Genomic DNA, 16,790 nt, shown 5'->3' with positions numbered 1-16,790 from the left:
TTCTAATGGAACAGGGCAGGCGCATAGATAAGGGCAAGGCCTGCGAGTATAGCAATGAATGGGATTGCTGAGAGCCCATATGCCAGTTTTTTGTTTCTCCCGGATATCTTGATCTGAATGATATAAAGGATGATCCAGAGGAGTATTGGACTCAAAGAAATCAATATGACCGGGTGGAGGCCGATCATGATCAGCCCTCCCCAGGCAAAGAAGAGGCAGGCAGCTATGATCAGGACGCCGGCGGTTATATTGATGGCATGGAGTTTTTTCAAAGTTTTATCCATCTTGCCGCTGCCGGCGCTGAAATCATACAGAGTCGTCCGATACACAAGGACAATGGCAAGCAGGATATTAAGCCAATCCCAAATAGAGAGGCCGAGCGAGATATCGTGATCCAGATTGCCGGCCAGCAGATAGCCTGCCGCATAAACAAGGATATGCAGAATCAGCAGAGAGTTCATCCAGCGCTTCCGGTTCAGGTGGAAAACCTGGTTCACGGCAAGGAAAAGGATCATGGAACTCGCGCCCATGGAAAGCAGCAGCCAGCCGATATGGGCATCTCCATTGATCAAAAGCTGTCCCAGATAAGCGCCAATTGTAAAAAGGATGGAAGAGATGGCAAGCGTCAGCATCATTTCTTTTCGGTATGGAAAGAGAGACTGCTGAATCTGGCTTCCGATTTCCCCTTTCTCGCCAAACTGTTCCATCGCTTTCTGTTCGGCTTCGCTTTCACTGAAGCCCTGTTCCTGGAAGTGCTCTTTTGAAAGCTGCAGATGTATCATAAGCTCCTCGAATAGATCTTCTTTTTCTTCTTTGGAGCATTCGGTATGCTGGACAATTTTCATGACAAAACGTTCAAGCTGCGATTTCACGTTAATCCCCCCGAGCTTTTGCGGATCATGCTTTCGATCAGGCTCCAGTCCTTTCGCTTCTTTTCCAGCTCCTGCAGGCCGTCCTCAGTAATACGGTAATATTTCCTTCTGCCGGCTGCCGTTTCGCTCCAGTATGACTCTGCAAACTTCTTTTTCTCCAGGCGCTTGAGGGCAGGGTAGAGAGTGCCTTCGCCCATTACATAAGCTTCACCGGAGATTTCCTTAAGGATTTTTGTGATTTCATAGCCATATGAATCCTTTTGGGCAATGAGCGACAAGAGCAGGAGATCTGTACTCCCTTTCATCATTTCCTTATCCATTTCCATCACCTTTTTCCTCATGTTACTACCAGTGTAATACGATGTACCTCGTATTGCAAGGGTAAGGTTTAAATTGTTTAATCTGATTCATCGTATAGGTTTAAAGACTCAGGTGTCTAGGTCTTATAGCATGTTATCCAGAGACTTATTAACAGGAAAAACATGAGCAGAAAAGTATTCCACAGACATATCCACATTATCCACAGAATTATCAGAAGTTTTGCTCATTATTATGTTAACTGATTAAAGCGTTAGTAAATATGAGACTATTTAGATTATCCACAAAATTCACAGGGTTGTGGATACTTTTTATTCACAGAGTAAAAAGAATATGAACATATTGTGAAGTGCGTTGCAGAAAGGAAAAACATGGAGTATATTAAAAGTGTAGAAAGTAAGTGAAAACATTCACAAACTTTCTTTGGGAAGCTGGCCGGCTTAACTTATTTTTTTGTTCATTATTGTGAAATGATTCACAAAATAACAAAGCGGGAGACGATGATCATGAAAGTGCTGAAAACTCCACAGGCAGCGGCAGTTTGGACTGTATTAAGGATATGGCTGGGCATTCAATGGATAGAAGCGGGATGGCATAAGCTCGCGGATGGCTTTGATGCAGGGGGATTCCTGCAAGGGGCAATCGCCCAGGCAGGAGGAGATCATCCTGCTGTACAGAGCTGGTATGCCGGTTTCCTTGAAAACTTCGCCCTTCCGAATGTAGGTTTGTTCAATGTTCTGATACCTTGGGGAGAACTTCTTGTAGGGGCCGGGCTAGTACTTGGGGCTGCAACCATTCCTGCCTTGATCGCGGGAGCATTCATGAATCTTAATTTCCTTCTGGCCGGTACAGTAAGCACGAATCCAATTCTCTATACAGCGGCGATCCTTCTCTTATTTGCAGGCGGGGCAGCCTATTACTGGGGCGCTGACCGCATTATGATTCCATACCTTAAGAACATGGCAAAAAAAAATAAAGCGGACGGTTTTACGAACAGACATGCCCACGGGCACTAGGAAAGAGAAAAGCAGCAGGTTCTGGACCTGCTGCTTTTCTTATGCTGAGAGAGTGCGGGCAAATGCCCTCAGCCGGTCAGCGGCTGTTTTTGGCGCGCTGATCGGCAGCTTTTGAACGTGCCATAGCTTCTAAATCATCATGGTCTGCAAGGTCGCGGTCAAATTCGACATCCAGTCCATCTGATTTCATGTTCTTCGGAACTTGTGGAAGTGATGCTTTGTTTTTATCCCGAGTTTTATGTCCATGTGCACGGCCCATTCGAAAAAACCCCTTTCAACAATAAAAGTACGGAATTGGCTTCCGCACTCTTAGCTTGCGCCCTATCAAGGCAATTATGAGCATTTTACATCAATGCTTGGATTTTTTCTTCGTAAAGCCGCCGGCCTGGTCTGCCAGCTTGAACTCCCGGGAGTAAACAACTTCCTGCATGCTTGATAAAGTACTTTTGGATTTATCCTTTGACTTCTTATCCATGTGGCACATCCCCTTCCGAAAAAAATGAATTCCTTTTCTTAATTTTTCCTAAAAAGGAAGGAAACATACCTTCTTAATAAATATCTTCCAGTGCTTCCCTGAGCTCAGGATAGCGGAAGCTGAATCCGGCAGCTTCCAGCTTGGCAGGAAGAACGCGCTGTCCTTCCAGCACCAGCTTGCTCATTTCCCCAAGCGCCAGCTTAAGTGCAAAGGCCGGAGCGGGAATCCAGTGGGGACGGTGGAGGGCGCTGCCCAAGGTCCTGCCAAAATCCTTCATTTGGACAGGATGGGGGCTTGTAAAATTAACCGGGCCGCTGAGATCTTTATTTTCCATGGCAAACATGATGCCTCTTGCCACATCGTCAAGGTGGATCCATGAAACCCACTGATTGCCGCTCCCGACATTGCCTCCAGCAAAAAGTTTGTAGGGAAGGGCCATTCTTGGAAGTGCCCCGTCATTTTTTTCAAGTATGATCCCGAAACGGCAGAATGCAGTGCGGACGTCCCATCTGCCTGCCTCTGCCGCCTTTTCTTCCCACTGCTTCACCGTCTGCGCCAAAAAATCCCCGGCAGGTTTTTTATCTCCTTCTGTAAAAGTCTCTGTTTCTGAGGTGCCGTAATATCCCACTGCACTGGCATTGATCAGTGCCTCAGGCTTTTCATTGAGCTCATCGATTATGTTTAGGACAGCCTCAGTGGCATCCAGCCTGCTTTTGATAATCCGTTTTTTCCGTTCTTCCGTCCATCTGCCGCTGTTGATCGATTCGCCAGCCAGGTTGACGATATAATCAATCTCTTTCAGCTGTGCGGCCGGATTGTCACCTTCATTCAGCCACTGGACATAGTGAATATTGTTCCCGTTCTTTTTTCCTTCTGTACTTCTCGTCAAAATGTAAACTGTGTGGCCCGATTCTGCGAGCTTCTTCACAAGGGCATGGCCGACAAAGCCGGTTCCGCCTGTAACGGCTATTCTCATTGGTGGACCTCCTTATTCCTATACTGTATTTATACGCTTTCTCCTGTGTAAATTCCTTTTCCAGGCTGCAGTTTGCCAGTGATGCAGCACATTGTGATAAAGTGGAGAGAGAGGTGAAGAGGATGCCGGTAATCACAAAAATTTCAGTCCAGCAAAAAAGGAAGGACCGCTACAACATTTTTATGGATTATGGCAAGGGTGAGCAGTATGCCTTCAGTGCCGATGAAGATGTCATCATCAAATTCGGCCTGAAAAAAGGGATGGAGCTTGACGCGCTCTCCCTGACCCAAATAGAATTTCAGGATGAAATCAGAAAAGCTTATAATCAGGCTATTCATTATTTATCCAGAAGAATGAGATCGGAAACAGAGGTAAGGAAGCATCTTGCTGAAAAAGAAACAGATGAAAGCATCATCAATGAAGTCATCGTGAAGCTGTACGAGTATAAATTCCTGAACGATAATGAATTTGCCATCGCTTATGTGAGGACACAGGCCAATACTTCTGATAAAGGCCCTAGCGTAATTAAACGGGAGCTGAAAGAGAAAGGGATATCACAGTCCCATATTGAAGAAGCCCTACAGGAGTTTCCTGTAAAAGACCAAGTAGAAGCAGCAACCAAGCTGTGCCAGAAATATGCTAAAAAATACAGCAGGGAATCACAAAGGATCCTGAAGCAAAAGCTTGAGCAGATGCTCCTCAGGAAAGGCTATCCTTTCTCCGTAATCAATATTGCCGTCGAAGAGGCAGAGTTTGAGGAAGACGATGACGGCGAAATGGACGCCATCCGCTATCAGGGAGAAAAAGCCCATCGGAAATACGAAAAGCTGCAGGGCTATGAATATAAGCAAAAAATGAAGCAGGCCCTCTTCAGAAAAGGATTTCCGATTGAATTGATTGACCGGTTCCTTGAGGAAAAGGAAGAGGAAGAATAGAAGACAGGCAGCGGGTATTTGCGCTGCCTGTTTTTTTGTTCTGCATCCAATCATTTTCCGGATTCAATCACAATCTTCTCTTCAGAACGGTTCTCGGTAATTATGCCGGCTGCCTCAGCAGGTGAGCGGAGGCGTGAGCGGTCTGAAATATAGTTGTTATGATCCCAAAATGGGGTGTCCATGCCGCCCATATACACAGCCTGGATCAGGACCGGATCGTTTTCGTATTCTTTCTGCAGGCTTTCAGTAAAGCCCCGGGCCGCGAATTTGCTGGCACAGTATGCAGCTTCATTTGCTTTGCCGCGCAGCCCGGCAGTTGAAATGATATTCATAAGGAAGCTTCCCTCCTTCTGCTTGATGGCCGGGAGGAGTGCCTGTGCCATATAGATGGTGCCCATCAGATTGACCGAGAGCATATCATGGAGCTCTTCGTCCTTCAGGTCTTCAAACGGACCGAAATGCCCCACGCCGGCATTGTTGATCACACCGTACAAATCAAATTGCTCTGCCAGCCCCGCAGATTTCTCCTTTACTTCAGCCGGCTTGCTGATATCGAGAGTCAGGATATCCGCCTTTCCCCCCAGGCTGAAGATTGCTTCTTTCGTTTCCTGGAGAGCTGCTTCACGCCTTCCGGATAGTATGATATGGAAACCCAGGCCGGCATATTTAAGGGCCAGCTCCCTTCCAAGGCCGGTGCCCGCGCCGGTGATGATAACTGATTGCATGTTGAGTCCTCCTTCAAGGGTAAAGTCCTTTATTTATACAGCTCTTTTCACTATACTAAAAAAAGATGAAGTTTTCCTCCGGCAGGCCGGACACAGGAATAAAAAAGGATGGATTATAATGGCGCAGGAGAAAAGATACAGTCAGCTTTCCCAGTACGAACTGCAGCAGGAAATCGCCAGCTTGCATGAACAGGCGAGAAAGGCTGAACAAATGGGCATGCTCAGTGAATTTGCTGTCCTCGAGAGAAAAGCCGTCATGGCCAAAGCATATCTTCTTGATCCGAAGGACTTTAAAGCAGGGGAGATTTATGAAGTGGATGGCGATCCCGGGTCATATTTCAAAATAGATTATTTGAATGGTGTGTTCGCCTGGGGCTTCAGGCTGCATGGCGGAAAAGAGGAAGAGGCGCTTCCGATTAGCATGCTGAAGGAATTAAAGGAAAACCAGAGCGGAGAGCTCTGATTTTCCTGCAGGCTAGGCCTGTTTCCTTGTTTGCCTTTTCAGGATAATGAGGTCCTGCGATTGCTGGGTCTGCCCATTTACCTGGGCATGTGCATGCTTCGGCCGGTAAAAGGGACCAGTAAACGGACTGGAATAAGGATTGTTATCAAAAAACTTTTTAGAGTTTCCCATAATCAAACCTCCTCATTATTGGTTAAAATAATTCAGGTGTATCATCTGTACGGTTTGATGACGCCCGCATGCGTTCCTGCGGATGGGTATTGATTGACCCGTCTGCGCGTTTTGAAGCATATTCTGCTTTCGCGCGCGGTTCGCCTTCAAACTTGTTATGATTCTGATTTGGGAAATTCTTTGCTTTGTTCCGCATTCGTTTCCCCTCCTCGAGGTTTGCTTGCGCGTGCTGCCTTGATTAGAGCGCAAGAATAGTATGTGTTTAAAAAAGCAGGCTTATGAACGAATTGCAATAACAATAATATTTGGCAAAGAGGTGCTGTCTATGTTTGAAACACAAGAAAGACTGGTTGAGCTTCTCATGGAGAAAAACGGCAACCTTTCCTACGACCAGGCCCGGACATGGGTAGAGCTTTTGTGGGATGATTTTGAAACAACCCGTGCAAAAGCGGGCTATGAGTATAAAGGAAGCCAGATGACAGACAGTATTGTCAGGCAGTGGATTGAAAACTACGGTGCAAGGCTTCATGACTTTGTTGCCAGCAATCCTAAATATAAAGATCTGCTTGGCGGGGAAACGGATAATAAAAATCTCCATTAAAAAAGATGGCAAAAATGCCATCTTTTTTAATTTGGTATAATATCGAGCTTCTTCCGCAGCTTTTCCTCACTGAAAATCCACCCTGTATAAGAAGAAATGATATTCAGGTCATTGTCCAGCTGAACGACGGCAACGAATGGGTAATGTCCGTTGCTGCGGTATCTGAGATCAATGAACCGGACTTCGAATGATTCCTCGAGATCTTCTACCTCCCACCTGTATACAGGGGAGAAGGAAAGAAATGCCGACAAATTTTTATCCTTTTTGGCAGCTTCCAGCACAGGAGTCTGAGGTACCGGCACCCTGTTGAACTGATCCAGGATATCGATATGCCCATTATTGGCCCGGCCGACAAAGAACTGATGTTCAGTCATGATGGCAAGCCTCCACTGATGGAATTTCATGGTCGGGGCGATGATGATTTCCGTACTGTCAGGAATAATGGCCTTTACTGCTTTCAGGACGGCCCGCTGGGCAAGAAACCGAATGATATAGTATGCAATCAGTACGGCATAGATCGCCAGGAATGTATAGCCGGGATGTGCACCCAGTATCCATATGAACAAACCGGCAACATGGATGCCGAAAATGAACGGGTCAAATGTATTGATGGTCCCAAGTGCAACCCATTTGGAAGAAAAAGGCCTTAAAGCCTGTGTCCCATAAGAGTTAAATATGTCGACAAAAACATGGAGGAATACGGCCCCAAATGTCCAAATCCATAGGTGAAGCAAATTTGCTTCAGGGAAGAATGGATAAATGACCGCAAGGATTGCAAGCGGCCACAGGATGACAGCCGGGATGCTGTGCGTGATTCCCCTGTGATTCCTAATATAGACTGCATTGTTTCTAAGCTTTAATACTGTATCAATGTCAGGGGCCTGAGAGCCGATGAGCGCCCCGATCATGACGCTCGTCGCTGTTGCTGTACTATCTGCTACGACGGGGTCCAGAGTGGCAAGCCCGCCGAGTGCAAAGCCCATGACTACATGTGTGCCTGTATCCAAGAGGAAAGAACCTCCTTCCATGGAATAATCTGAAGTTGCGCTGTTTCTGTATTTTATCAGTAAAAAGCTTGTCATCAAAGCCATTAATGGTTTACGTTAAAGGAGCTGCCAATATAATGATGAAGCATGAAGTCCAGATGTTTTTGCAGTACGAAGTCCATCCAGCAGATTTGAATCTCTTTAAAAGCACTATCGAAAAAATCGCAGCGCTTCTCCCTGTGTATGAAGCAGCTGACATTTCGTTTGTCTACTCTGGGGCTGAACATGAGCCTTCGTTCGTTACGGAAACCTGCTCACTGCCGACAGAAGCCCATTATTTCGCGCTGAAAAAGCTGAGAAGCTCATGCGGGCACTCTGCATTCGGCTGCCTGGACAGCTTCATACCCGGCGGTCTCGAAGAAATCCGATTCTGGGCTTTGAAAAAGAAACTTTAATATTATATTCCCATATTTCATGGAAGTTTAACATCCGGAGGATCAAAATTGAAAAAAACAGCATTAGCCAACTTAGATGCATTTGATAAAGAAACCTTCCGCCAGGACCTGATCGGCTGGTTTGAACAGGAACAGCGGACACTGCCATGGAGGCAGGATCAGGATCCCTATAAGGTATGGGTATCGGAAATCATGCTCCAGCAGACAAGGGTCGACACAGTCATTCCATATTTCAACCGGTTCATCGAACAATTTCCGACAATCGAGGCGCTTGCAGAGGCTGAGGAAGACAAGGTACTGAAGGCGTGGGAGGGGCTTGGCTATTATTCCAGGGCCCGGAACCTGCAGGCAGCTGTAAGGGAGGTTTACGAACATTACGGCGGCAAGGTTCCTGATAATCCGAAGGAAATTTCCTCATTAAAAGGGGTCGGCCCTTATACGGCAGGGGCCATTTTGAGCATAGCCTACGGCATTCCTGAGCCGGCCGTCGACGGCAATGTAATGAGGGTGCTGTCAAGGATTCTCTCCATCTGGGAGGATATTGCAAAGCCTGCAACCCGCAAAATTTTTGAAGAGGCGGTGCGGGAGCTCATTTCACACGAAAACCCATCATTCTTCAACCAGGCACTCATGGAATTGGGTGCACTGATCTGCACACCGACGTCGCCATCCTGTCTGCTGTGCCCTGTCAGGGAGCATTGCCATGCTTTTTATGAAGGCAAGCAGAGTGAACTGCCGATAAAGACGAAGAACAAAAAGCAGAAGGACGTCCAGATTGCCGCTGTCGTGCTTCGGGACAGAGAGGGCAGATACCTCATCAGGAAAAGGCCTGAAAAGGGCCTGCTGGCCAATCTGTGGGAGTTTCCCAATACTGAAATCAGCCTTGCTTTCCTGCATGAAAAAGATCAGCTGGCAGAACTGATCAAAGAGCAGTATGGCGCCATAATAGAAACAGCTGAGATGACAGGACAGATCGACCATGTATTCACCCACCTAACATGGCATATCCATGTTTATAAAGGGACACTGCTTTCCCTGGAAGAAGAACGGAGCGATCTGAAGCTTGTGACCGAAGAAGAGCTGAAGGAATTTGCCTTCCCGGTTTCCCATCAGAAAATGCTCAAGCAGGTGCAGGAGCATAAATAGAACAGCAGGGGGAAGCCCTGCTGTTTTTTTGTGAATTAGAAGGGTTTTTCTACTTGTCCAGCTCCAAAGCTTATGCATGAGGCCCACAGGGTGTGGGTCATGCGGACGCTGCCACAGGACGTGGCGCTCTTAGTCCGCGTTCCTCTATTGAACCTGGCTTTTCCGCATTTCTACTCGTAACTGACCCGTGTGCCATGTGTATAGTCAGCTTCCTGCCTTTTAAGGCCGCCGCGGTTTTCGATTTCTTCTATGATTTCACGGTGGATGGTTTGTCCCTCTGCATTGAGGTAGGGAACTACCTGCTGCATGGAATGATGGAAGAAGGCCAGTTCGCTGTCCTTCCATTCCGTCTTTTTCACCATGGTTAGTTCAGTCATATCCCTTCCGACGTACATACTTTCATTCCTTTCTCTTTGAGCCTGTTGTTTAAGAATAGTGTTATAATCCTGTTTGCCAGATATACATGGAAAAGATAAAATGAAGACAAATGAAACAGGAAAGGAATTACGATTCATGACACAAAAAGTAGCACTTGTAACAGGAAGCAGCCGGGGCATTGGGAAGGCGACTGCCATTTCCCTTGCCAAGGAAGGATATGATATTGTCATCAATTATGCCAGGAGCAAAAAGTCTGCGCAGGAAACGGCAGAACAAGTTGAAGCGCTTGGCAGAAAAGCTCTGATCGTCAGGGCCAATGTTGGTGATGTAGAGAAAATTAAGGGTCTTTTCCAGGAAATCAGGAATGAATTCGGCCGGCTGGATGTTTTTGTGAATAATGCGGCATCCGGTGTCCTTCGCCCTGCCATGGAGCTTGAAGAAAGCCATTGGGACTGGACGATGAACATCAACAGCAAGGCCCTGCTGTTCTGCGCACAGGAAGCAGCCAAATTGATGGAGGAGAGCGGTGGCGGCAAGATTGTCAGCATCAGTTCGCTCGGCTCGATCCGCTATCTGGAAAACTATACAACAGTTGGTGTTTCAAAGGCGGCACTGGAAGCATTAACCCGCTACCTGGCTGTTGAGCTCGCGCCGATGAATATCGCTGTCAACGCAGTCTCCGGTGGTGCAGTCGACACAGAGGCATTGAAGCATTTTCCGAACAGGGAAGAGCTTTTATCTGAGGCAAGGGAAAAGACTCCGGCAGGGCGGATGGTTGAGATTGAAGATATGGTCAACGCAGTCATGTTCCTGCTGTCCGATAAATCAGGCATGATCAGGGGGCAGACCATCATAGTCGACGGAGGAATCTCCCTGCTCGTTTAACAAGATTAAATTAGAATTTTTTTCCTGAAAATTAAAGGATATTTTCTCTGCGGCTGGTTAAATTAATAGTCGTGGAGGTGATTAACAATGGCAAACAGACAAAACCAAACTCAAGCTGGCACTAACATCCAGGAAGTGCGCCAGCAAAACGCTCAAGCTTCTCAAGGCCAGCAAGGTCAATACGGCACTGAGTTCGCTAGCGAAACAAACGCTCAAGAAGTACGTCAGCAAAACCAGCAGGCTGAAGCCCGCAAAGGTCAAAACGCTGGCAATCAAAGCCGCTAATGGTACGGGAAGGCACTCTTTTATCCGCAAAGAGTGCCTTCTTTTTATTTTGCTCTTTTCGCATTGACTGCTGTTATTTAAGTGCCATACCCTCCCGGAAAGCCAACCTTCCCGGACCTGGATGAGGGAGTCAGTTTTTTAGATTGAAAAATAAGAGGAGAAATGAGACTGTCGATTAACTACTTTTAAAAAATGCCCCCATATTTTAGACCGATAAAATTTAAAATTTCGTTAGGTTTCATTGCTCAATTTAGCATTGCCCAGAGTATCTTGACCCCTTATTTAGCCTTAACAGTCTTAAAATCGATTTAAATGCGTCTCAAAGGGGATTTTTATAAACGATCTTGACTCTCTAGTGCATTAAAGTAGCAGTTGAGCTTCAGTGTGGTCAAGTGAAAGTTTCACATTTTAATTAATCGACAGTCTCGAAATTCCCCCTATTCTCAAAAGAACTCTAAAAATTGCTCAAATAGACGGAGAAATTCCGTCTATCGACTCAAAAAACAGGAAAATGGGCAACTTTGCTCCACTTAACCGGAAATTTTCCCCTAATTTATACCCATCCGTACTATATTCAGCAGCTTAACCGTAGAATCTCCGCTTATTTTGAGGGCTTGCTAATGTTGAATTATAAAGCGCTTTTGAAAAAGTTTAGAGGGCCGATCCCGGCTTCGGACATTGTCCAGCTGCAGCGCCTGCCCCCTCGAGGTGCACTTGTCGGGGGTGGGCAAAGCGCTTCCGCTTTTCCCTATTCGACAAAACTTCCTTTCAATCAGCAGAACTAGTCAAAGGAATGATCAGGGCAAAGCCGAAATACATAGGTAGAATCTGAAATTGGGACGGTGACCTGTATGAGTACTTTTGACCTGCTGGTATCTGAACAGATGAAAACGATGGAAAAGCTCCTGTTTCTTCAGTCAGAACTGGAACGCTGCCAGGAAATTGAGCATGAGCTTAAGATTATCCAGGAGGAAACGGAGCTGGAAAGCGTCCAGTTTGAAATCCACCGCATGAAAGAAGAATTGCGCGAGATCCACCGGGTGTTTGAAACCCAGACGGAAGAGGTAATAAGGTCGTACCAGGAAGTGAATCTGACCTGCGGCTGAGAGATAGGCAGCAGGGAAGGTCAGGAACAGGCTGGATCCTTATGCTTCATGAGTGACTATATGGGATAGATCGGGCCATTGAGAGATTTTCAATGGCTCTTTGTTTTAAATTCTTTCTTTAACCGTTATAATAATAGGAAATAATACGTTCTTTGTTGCCTTTTGTCGTTTTAGGAAACTTGTGCAAGTCATTTGATAGGTTGCAAAGCGTTTGGGAATGAAAGTAGGGGAGAAGAAATGGGCGTACCCATCGAAGGAGAACCGATGCAAATACACAGCTACAAACACAATGGGCACATCCATCGCGTCTGGGAGGAAACGACCGTTCTAAAAGGGACACAGAGTCTTGTGATCGGAGGAAATGACAGGACGATTGTGACCGAATCCGACGGGAGGACATGGGTGACCCGGGAGCCGGCAATCTGTTATTTTCATTCACAGTACTGGTTCAATATCATTGGAATGATCCGGGAGGATGGCGTGTATTATTACTGCAATATCAGCTCTCCTTTTATATTTGACGGCGAAGCGCTGAAGTATATTGATTATGACCTGGATATCAAGGTCTTTCCGGATATGACATTCAATCTTCTCGATGAAGATGAATATGAGCGGCACCGGAAGGAAATGAACTATCCAGAAGTCATCGACAAGATATTAAAAGCAAATGTCGATAAGCTGATTCAGTGGATCCGCCAGCGGAAAGGGCCTTTTGCCCCGGATTTTATCGACATTTGGTATGAGAGATATTTAACCTACAGACGCTGATATTAAGGATAAAAAATGCCTATGTAGCACCTGTTGACCTTGTTTCAACAGGTTTTTATCTGTTTAAAAGAGGTATTCTATAGAGAGAGCATTAAGGGGGGCAGCAATTGGACAGCATCAAAAGATATATGAAGTTTGTTAAGCCGTACCGGCTGCAAATTATCGGCACACTTTTAATCGGCATTATAAAATTTGCCATTCCGCTTTTGATTCCGCTTTTAATTAAATATGTAATTGATGATATCGTCGGGAATGATTTACTGTCCCAGAGCGGAAAAACGGAAAGGCTGCTATGGATCATGGGAGCCATGATTGTCATTTTTGTGCTGGCCCGTCCGCCGATTGAGTATTACCGGCAGTATTTCGCACAATGGACAGCAAGCAAAATCCTTTATGATATCCGTGATAGTCTGTTTCACCATATCCAGAAGCTCAGCTTCAAGTTTTATTCCAATAACAGGGCAGGGGAAATCATTTCAAGGGTCATCAATGATGTGGAACAGACAAAAACCTTTGTAGTGACAGGCCTTATGAACCTATGGCTTGATATTGCAACAATTATTATAGCGGTCATAATTATGTTCAATATGGATATTACACTGACGATTGTTTCTCTGATTCTTTTCCCATTCTATGCTTTCAGTGTCAGGTATTTCTTCGGGAACCTGAGAAAGCTGACCCGTGTGCGTTCCCAGGCGCTGGCTGAGGTTCAGGGATATTTGCATGAACGTGTCCAGGGAATGGCCGTTGTAAAGAGCTTTGCCATTGAAGATCATGAGCAGAAGCAGTTTGACAGCCAAAATAAAAATTTCCTGGAGAAAGCCATCGATCATACAAAATGGAATGCGAAGGCTTTCGCTGTCGTTAACACCATAACCGATATAGCGCCATTGATCGTCATCGGCTATTCAGGCTATTTGGTTATACAGGAAGACTTGTCGATTGGAACAATGATGGCGTTTATCGCCTATATTGACAGGCTTTATAATCCGCTTCGCCGGCTTGTCAATTCTTCCACCACGCTGACGCAGTCGATTGCATCCATGGACCGGGTGTTTGAGCTGGCTGATGAAAAGTACGACATTGATGACTCGCCGGACAGCATTGAAGTGACCAATGTGAAGGGCCATATTCAATTCAACCATGTGGACTTCTCATATGATAAGGAAGAAGAAACTGTGTTAAAGGATATCTCCCTTGATGTCCGGCAGGGAGAAACGATTGCACTCGTTGGGATGAGCGGAGGAGGAAAATCTTCCTTGATCAGCCTGATTCCCCGTTTCTACGACGTCACAAAGGGGGAAATCCTGCTTGATGGGACGGATATCAGGCGGTTTAAGGTACGTTCTCTCCGTGATAAAATCGGAATTGTATTGCAGGATAATATCCTTTTTAGTGAATCCGTTAAAACGAATATCCTTCTCGGCAAGCCGCATGCGAGTGATGAAGAAGTGATTGCAGCTGCCAAGGCAGCCAATGCACATGATTTCATCATGAACCTTCCCGAAGGTTATGAGACTAAAGTCGGGGAAAGGGGTGTCAAGCTGTCTGGGGGGCAAAAGCAGCGGGTGGCCATCGCGAGGATCTTCCTGAAGAATCCGCCGATCCTGATTCTTGATGAAGCTACATCGGCTCTTGACCTGGAAAGCGAGCATCTCATCCAGGAGGCTTTGGAAAAGCTGGCTAAAGACAGGACCACATTCATTGTAGCCCACCGGCTCTCCACGATTACCCATGCCGATAGGATTGTCCATATCGAGAATGGGGAAATTGCCGAAATCGGCAATCATGAAGAACTTATGGCCAGACAGGGTCATTATTATAACTTATTCCAGGTACAGCAGCTGGAGCATTAAGAAAACCCTCCTCTTCTACAGAAGTAATCTTGTAGAAGGGGAGGGTTTTTTCCAATTTAATACAGGTAATTTTGCTCATATAGCAAAACACCAGAGCATATGATTGGAAAAGCCGCTTTCATTTACTGGATTTATTTAGTATTCCTAAATACCATTTCAAAGATTTAATATATTTAAATAATTTGGAAAAATCAGTAGACTTGTTTAATCTTTTTTTATAGAATGAGAAAAAGATAGTGACCAAAGGTACAAATTTAAAGGGGCATGCTGTGATGCCCTCCTGTTTGGCAGTATTTAACTGCAGGAAATCAGGAGAACCCATGAAAGACCAATGCTTCAGCATGGAAAAAAGGAAGGAGTAATGGTGTGAGTCAAGCTCCCGTTTTAGATGTAAAGCAGCTGAGAACCTCCTTTTTTTCTTCAGATGGAGAAATACCAGCTGTGGATGAAATCAGTTTTTCGGTCCGTAAAGGTGAAATTCTGGGAATAGTAGGCGAGTCAGGCTGCGGCAAAAGCGTGACATCGCTGTCGATCATGAAGCTGATCCCCCAGCCGCCCGGGAAAATCACAGGCGGCGAGATTCTCCTGAATGGCGAGGATCTGGTTGCAGCTTCAGAGAGCAGGATGAGGGAAATAAGAGGGAATGAAGTGGCGATGATTTTCCAGGAGCCGATGACCTCCCTTAACCCGCTGTTCACAATCGGCAGCCAGCTGGTTGAGGGCATTACGATACATAAGAAAATAAAGAAAAAGGAAGCGGCCAGCCAGGCTGTAGAAATGCTCAAGCTTGTAGGGCTGCCAAGGGCAGAGCAGATCATGAAGGAATATCCGCACCAGCTTTCAGGAGGAATGAGGCAAAGGGTGATGATTGCCATGGCCCTCTCCTGCCATCCGAAGCTGCTGATTGCGGATGAACCGACAACAGCGCTCGATGTAACGATACAGGCCCAGATCCTCGCTCTTATGAAGGACTTGAATAAAAAGCTTGATACGGCGATTGTGATGATCACCCATGACCTTGGCGTTGTTGCCGAGGTCTGTGAAAGGGTCATAGTCATGTATGCAGGCAAGGTGGTCGAGGAAGCGCCTGTGAGGGAAATCTTCAAAAACGCCAAGCATCCTTATACAATCGGGCTTCTCCAGTCGGTCCCCGATATAAGGGAGAGGAAGGACAGGCTATACTCGATACCGGGTAATGTCCCTAAGCCCGGTTCAGTCAAGCATGGCTGCCGCTTTGCGGCAAGATGCGAATTTGTCCATGACCGCTGCCTGTCCGAAACGCCGGAGCTGTATCAGGGAGATTCCCCGGTGCATACGGTAAGATGCTTTCTTCATGATGAATCAGGAGGTGCAGCCAATGGCGGAAGTTCTGCTTGAGGTCAATCAGCTAAAAAAGTATTTTCCGATAACTGGCGGCCTTTTTGGCAAGAAGACCGGAGATGTAAAAGCCGTTGATGATGTCAGCTTTTATGTCAATAAAGGGGAAACGCTCGGGATTGTAGGGGAAAGCGGCTGCGGGAAGTCAACAACCGGCAGGATGCTGATGAGGCTGATCGAGCCTACCGAAGGAAAGGTGCTGTTTGAAGGGAAGGAACTGACAGGACTGAACGAGTCGGAAATGAGGAAGATGCGCAAGGAAATGCAGATGGTATTCCAGGATCCATTTGCTTCCCTCAATCCCCGCCATACAGTAGAAAAAATTCTTGAGGAGCCGCTGATCGTCCACGGGATGGGGGATAAGAAGGAGCGGAAGCAAAAGGTAAAAGAGATGCTCGAAGTCGTCGGATTGAGCAGCTGGCATGCAAAAAGATATCCTCACCAGTTCAGCGGCGGGCAAAGGCAGAGGATCGGGATCGCACGGGCCCTGATGACCAGGCCGAAGCTGATCATTGCGGATGAGCCTGTCTCTGCGCTCGATGTTTCCATACAGTCACAGGTGCTGAACCTGCTTGAAGACCTGCAGAAGGAGTTTCAGCTGACTTATATTTTCATAGCCCATGATCTCGGTGTTGTCAGGCATATCAGCGACAGGGTGGGAGTGATGTATCTTGGGAGGCTGGTAGAAATCACTACGGCTGAAAAGCTGTATGAAAAGCCTTTGCATCCCTACACGTCAGCTCTTCTTGACGCCGTGCCGGTCCCTGACCCTGATTTGCGCAAGGAAGCGGAGCTTCTGAGCGGTGATATCCCGAGCCCGGCTAATCCGCCAAAAGGCTGCGCCTTCCATACAAGGTGCCGGGAGTGCATGGAAATCTGCACGGTCGAACGGCCGCAGCTGGAAGAAATTGAAGAAGGTCATTTTGCAGCCTGCCACTTATACACCAGTGACAGGGTGCATGCATGATAAAAGAAAGATATTAAAAGGGGGAAAAG

General features: G+C 46.5%; 23 protein-coding genes. 13 read left to right on the top strand and 10 right to left on the bottom strand.

Translation table 11 applies throughout. The features are described from left to right. Positions 1-2 precede the first annotated feature (2 nt). Together FZD51_RS09850 and FZD51_RS09845 are read right to left on the bottom strand one after the other, a co-directional pair. The gene (locus FZD51_RS09850; protein ID WP_148974613.1) at positions 3-872 is read right to left on the bottom strand and encodes a permease prefix domain 1-containing protein; all 870 of its coding nucleotides are present in this window, start codon (positions 870-872) and stop codon (positions 3-5) included. Then, positions 869-1,192: a PadR family transcriptional regulator gene (locus FZD51_RS09845; protein WP_187445714.1), complete on the bottom strand. Its 324-nt coding sequence runs from the start codon at positions 1,190-1,192 to the stop codon at positions 869-871. Before FZD51_RS09845 ends, FZD51_RS09850 begins: the two co-directional genes overlap by 4 nt. 504 nt (positions 1,193-1,696) lie before the next feature. Between FZD51_RS09845 and FZD51_RS09840 the strand changes: the two genes are divergently transcribed. Beyond that, positions 1,697-2,206 (top strand): DoxX family protein, encoded by a 510-nt coding sequence (locus FZD51_RS09840; RefSeq protein WP_148974611.1) that lies wholly within the window; start codon positions 1,697-1,699, stop codon positions 2,204-2,206. A gap of 76 nt (positions 2,207-2,282) precedes the next feature. Here the strand turns inward: FZD51_RS09840 and FZD51_RS09835 are convergent, their stop codons facing one another. From FZD51_RS09835 to FZD51_RS09825, 3 genes are all read right to left on the bottom strand, one after another. Continuing rightward, a complete protein-coding gene (locus tag FZD51_RS09835) occupies positions 2,283-2,465 on the bottom strand; it encodes a YfhD family protein (RefSeq protein ID WP_022543504.1) in 183 nt (60 codons plus the stop codon). Positions 2,466-2,555: 90 nt separating this feature from the next. Continuing rightward, a complete protein-coding gene (locus FZD51_RS09830) occupies positions 2,556-2,681 on the bottom strand; it encodes a YfhE family protein (RefSeq protein WP_009795189.1) in 126 nt (41 codons plus the stop codon). A gap of 73 nt (positions 2,682-2,754) precedes the next feature. After that, positions 2,755-3,657 carry a TIGR01777 family oxidoreductase gene (locus FZD51_RS09825; protein WP_148974610.1) on the bottom strand — a complete coding sequence of 301 codons (903 nt, stop codon included), beginning with the start codon at positions 3,655-3,657 and terminating at the stop codon, positions 2,755-2,757. 122 nt (positions 3,658-3,779) lie between these two features. Here FZD51_RS09825 and recX point away from each other — a divergent pair, with 122 nt between their 5' ends. After that, the gene (gene recX, locus FZD51_RS09820; RefSeq protein ID WP_148974609.1) at positions 3,780-4,592 is read left to right on the top strand and encodes a recombination regulator RecX; all 813 of its coding nucleotides are present in this window, start codon (positions 3,780-3,782) and stop codon (positions 4,590-4,592) included. A gap of 50 nt (positions 4,593-4,642) precedes the next feature. Here recX and FZD51_RS09815 read toward each other — a convergent pair whose 3' ends face one another. Then, positions 4,643-5,317: an SDR family NAD(P)-dependent oxidoreductase gene (locus tag FZD51_RS09815; RefSeq protein ID WP_148974608.1), complete on the bottom strand. Its 675-nt coding sequence runs from the start codon at positions 5,315-5,317 to the stop codon at positions 4,643-4,645. Positions 5,318-5,435: 118 nt separating this feature from the next. Here FZD51_RS09815 and FZD51_RS09810 point away from each other — a divergent pair, with 118 nt between their 5' ends. Then, positions 5,436-5,780, top strand: a complete 345-nt coding sequence (locus FZD51_RS09810; protein ID WP_035403156.1) for a YfhH family protein — start codon at positions 5,436-5,438, stop codon at positions 5,778-5,780. Positions 5,781-5,792: 12 nt separating this feature from the next. Here FZD51_RS09810 and FZD51_RS09805 read toward each other — a convergent pair whose 3' ends face one another. After that, complete coding sequence (locus FZD51_RS09805) at positions 5,793-5,951, bottom strand: YpzG family protein (RefSeq protein ID WP_009795194.1); 159 nt, start codon at positions 5,949-5,951, stop codon at positions 5,793-5,795. 22 nt (positions 5,952-5,973) lie between these two features. Beyond that, on the bottom strand, positions 5,974-6,147 hold the full coding sequence (locus FZD51_RS09800; RefSeq protein ID WP_009795195.1) for a small, acid-soluble spore protein K: 174 nt from the start codon (positions 6,145-6,147) through the stop codon (positions 5,974-5,976). A 129-nt stretch (positions 6,148-6,276) separates the two neighbouring features. Here FZD51_RS09800 and FZD51_RS09795 point away from each other — a divergent pair, with 129 nt between their 5' ends. Further along, on the top strand, positions 6,277-6,552 hold the full coding sequence (locus FZD51_RS09795) for a YfhJ family protein (RefSeq protein ID WP_148974607.1): 276 nt from the start codon (positions 6,277-6,279) through the stop codon (positions 6,550-6,552). Positions 6,553-6,578: 26 nt separating this feature from the next. On the opposite strand, the gene FZD51_RS09790 is transcribed toward FZD51_RS09795, so the two are convergent. Next, positions 6,579-7,559 carry a metal-dependent hydrolase gene (locus FZD51_RS09790; protein ID WP_148974606.1) on the bottom strand — a complete coding sequence of 327 codons (981 nt, stop codon included), beginning with the start codon at positions 7,557-7,559 and terminating at the stop codon, positions 6,579-6,581. A gap of 116 nt (positions 7,560-7,675) precedes the next feature. Between FZD51_RS09790 and FZD51_RS09785 the strand changes: the two genes are divergently transcribed. Then, a complete protein-coding gene (locus FZD51_RS09785) occupies positions 7,676-7,993 on the top strand; it encodes a hypothetical protein (RefSeq protein ID WP_022543508.1) in 318 nt (105 codons plus the stop codon). 48 nt (positions 7,994-8,041) lie between these two features. Then, on the top strand, positions 8,042-9,139 hold the full coding sequence (mutY, locus tag FZD51_RS09780; RefSeq protein WP_148974605.1) for an A/G-specific adenine glycosylase: 1,098 nt from the start codon (positions 8,042-8,044) through the stop codon (positions 9,137-9,139). 170 nt (positions 9,140-9,309) lie between these two features. On the opposite strand, the gene FZD51_RS09775 is transcribed toward mutY, so the two are convergent. Next, positions 9,310-9,534, bottom strand: coding sequence for a hypothetical protein (locus tag FZD51_RS09775; protein ID WP_009795200.1), 225 nt, complete (start codon positions 9,532-9,534; stop codon positions 9,310-9,312). A 118-nt stretch (positions 9,535-9,652) separates the two neighbouring features. Between FZD51_RS09775 and fabL the strand changes: the two genes are divergently transcribed. The 7 genes from fabL to FZD51_RS09740 all read left to right on the top strand — a co-directional run bounded on the left by fabL (position 9,653) and on the right by FZD51_RS09740 (position 16,761). After that, positions 9,653-10,402 (top strand): enoyl-[acyl-carrier-protein] reductase FabL, encoded by a 750-nt coding sequence (fabL, locus tag FZD51_RS09770; protein WP_148974604.1) that lies wholly within the window; start codon positions 9,653-9,655, stop codon positions 10,400-10,402. 87 nt (positions 10,403-10,489) lie between these two features. Next, complete coding sequence (locus FZD51_RS09765) at positions 10,490-10,687, top strand: gamma-type small acid-soluble spore protein (protein ID WP_148974603.1); 198 nt, start codon at positions 10,490-10,492, stop codon at positions 10,685-10,687. Positions 10,688-11,538: 851 nt separating this feature from the next. Continuing rightward, positions 11,539-11,793, top strand: coding sequence for a YgaB family protein (locus FZD51_RS09760; RefSeq protein WP_009795203.1), 255 nt, complete (start codon positions 11,539-11,541; stop codon positions 11,791-11,793). Between the two features lie 237 nt (positions 11,794-12,030). Continuing rightward, positions 12,031-12,561 (top strand): nucleoside tri-diphosphate phosphatase, encoded by a 531-nt coding sequence (ntdP, locus tag FZD51_RS09755; protein ID WP_148974602.1) that lies wholly within the window; start codon positions 12,031-12,033, stop codon positions 12,559-12,561. 107 nt (positions 12,562-12,668) lie between these two features. Then, a complete protein-coding gene (locus FZD51_RS09750; protein ID WP_148974601.1) occupies positions 12,669-14,417 on the top strand; it encodes an ABC transporter ATP-binding protein in 1,749 nt (582 codons plus the stop codon). A 366-nt stretch (positions 14,418-14,783) separates the two neighbouring features. Next, positions 14,784-15,794 (top strand): ABC transporter ATP-binding protein, encoded by a 1,011-nt coding sequence (locus tag FZD51_RS09745; protein WP_148974600.1) that lies wholly within the window; start codon positions 14,784-14,786, stop codon positions 15,792-15,794. Continuing rightward, complete coding sequence (locus FZD51_RS09740; protein ID WP_148974599.1) at positions 15,775-16,761, top strand: ABC transporter ATP-binding protein; 987 nt, start codon at positions 15,775-15,777, stop codon at positions 16,759-16,761. Before FZD51_RS09745 ends, FZD51_RS09740 begins: the two co-directional genes overlap by 20 nt. Positions 16,762-16,790 lie beyond the last annotated feature (29 nt).

The organism is Bacillus infantis (genome assembly GCF_008180445.1).
Classification (GTDB): domain Bacteria; phylum Bacillota; class Bacilli; order Bacillales; family Cytobacillaceae; genus Bacillus_AB; species Bacillus_AB infantis_B.
Note: the sequence above shows the minus strand (reverse complement) of the source record. Positions and strands in the feature narration are given on the sequence as shown.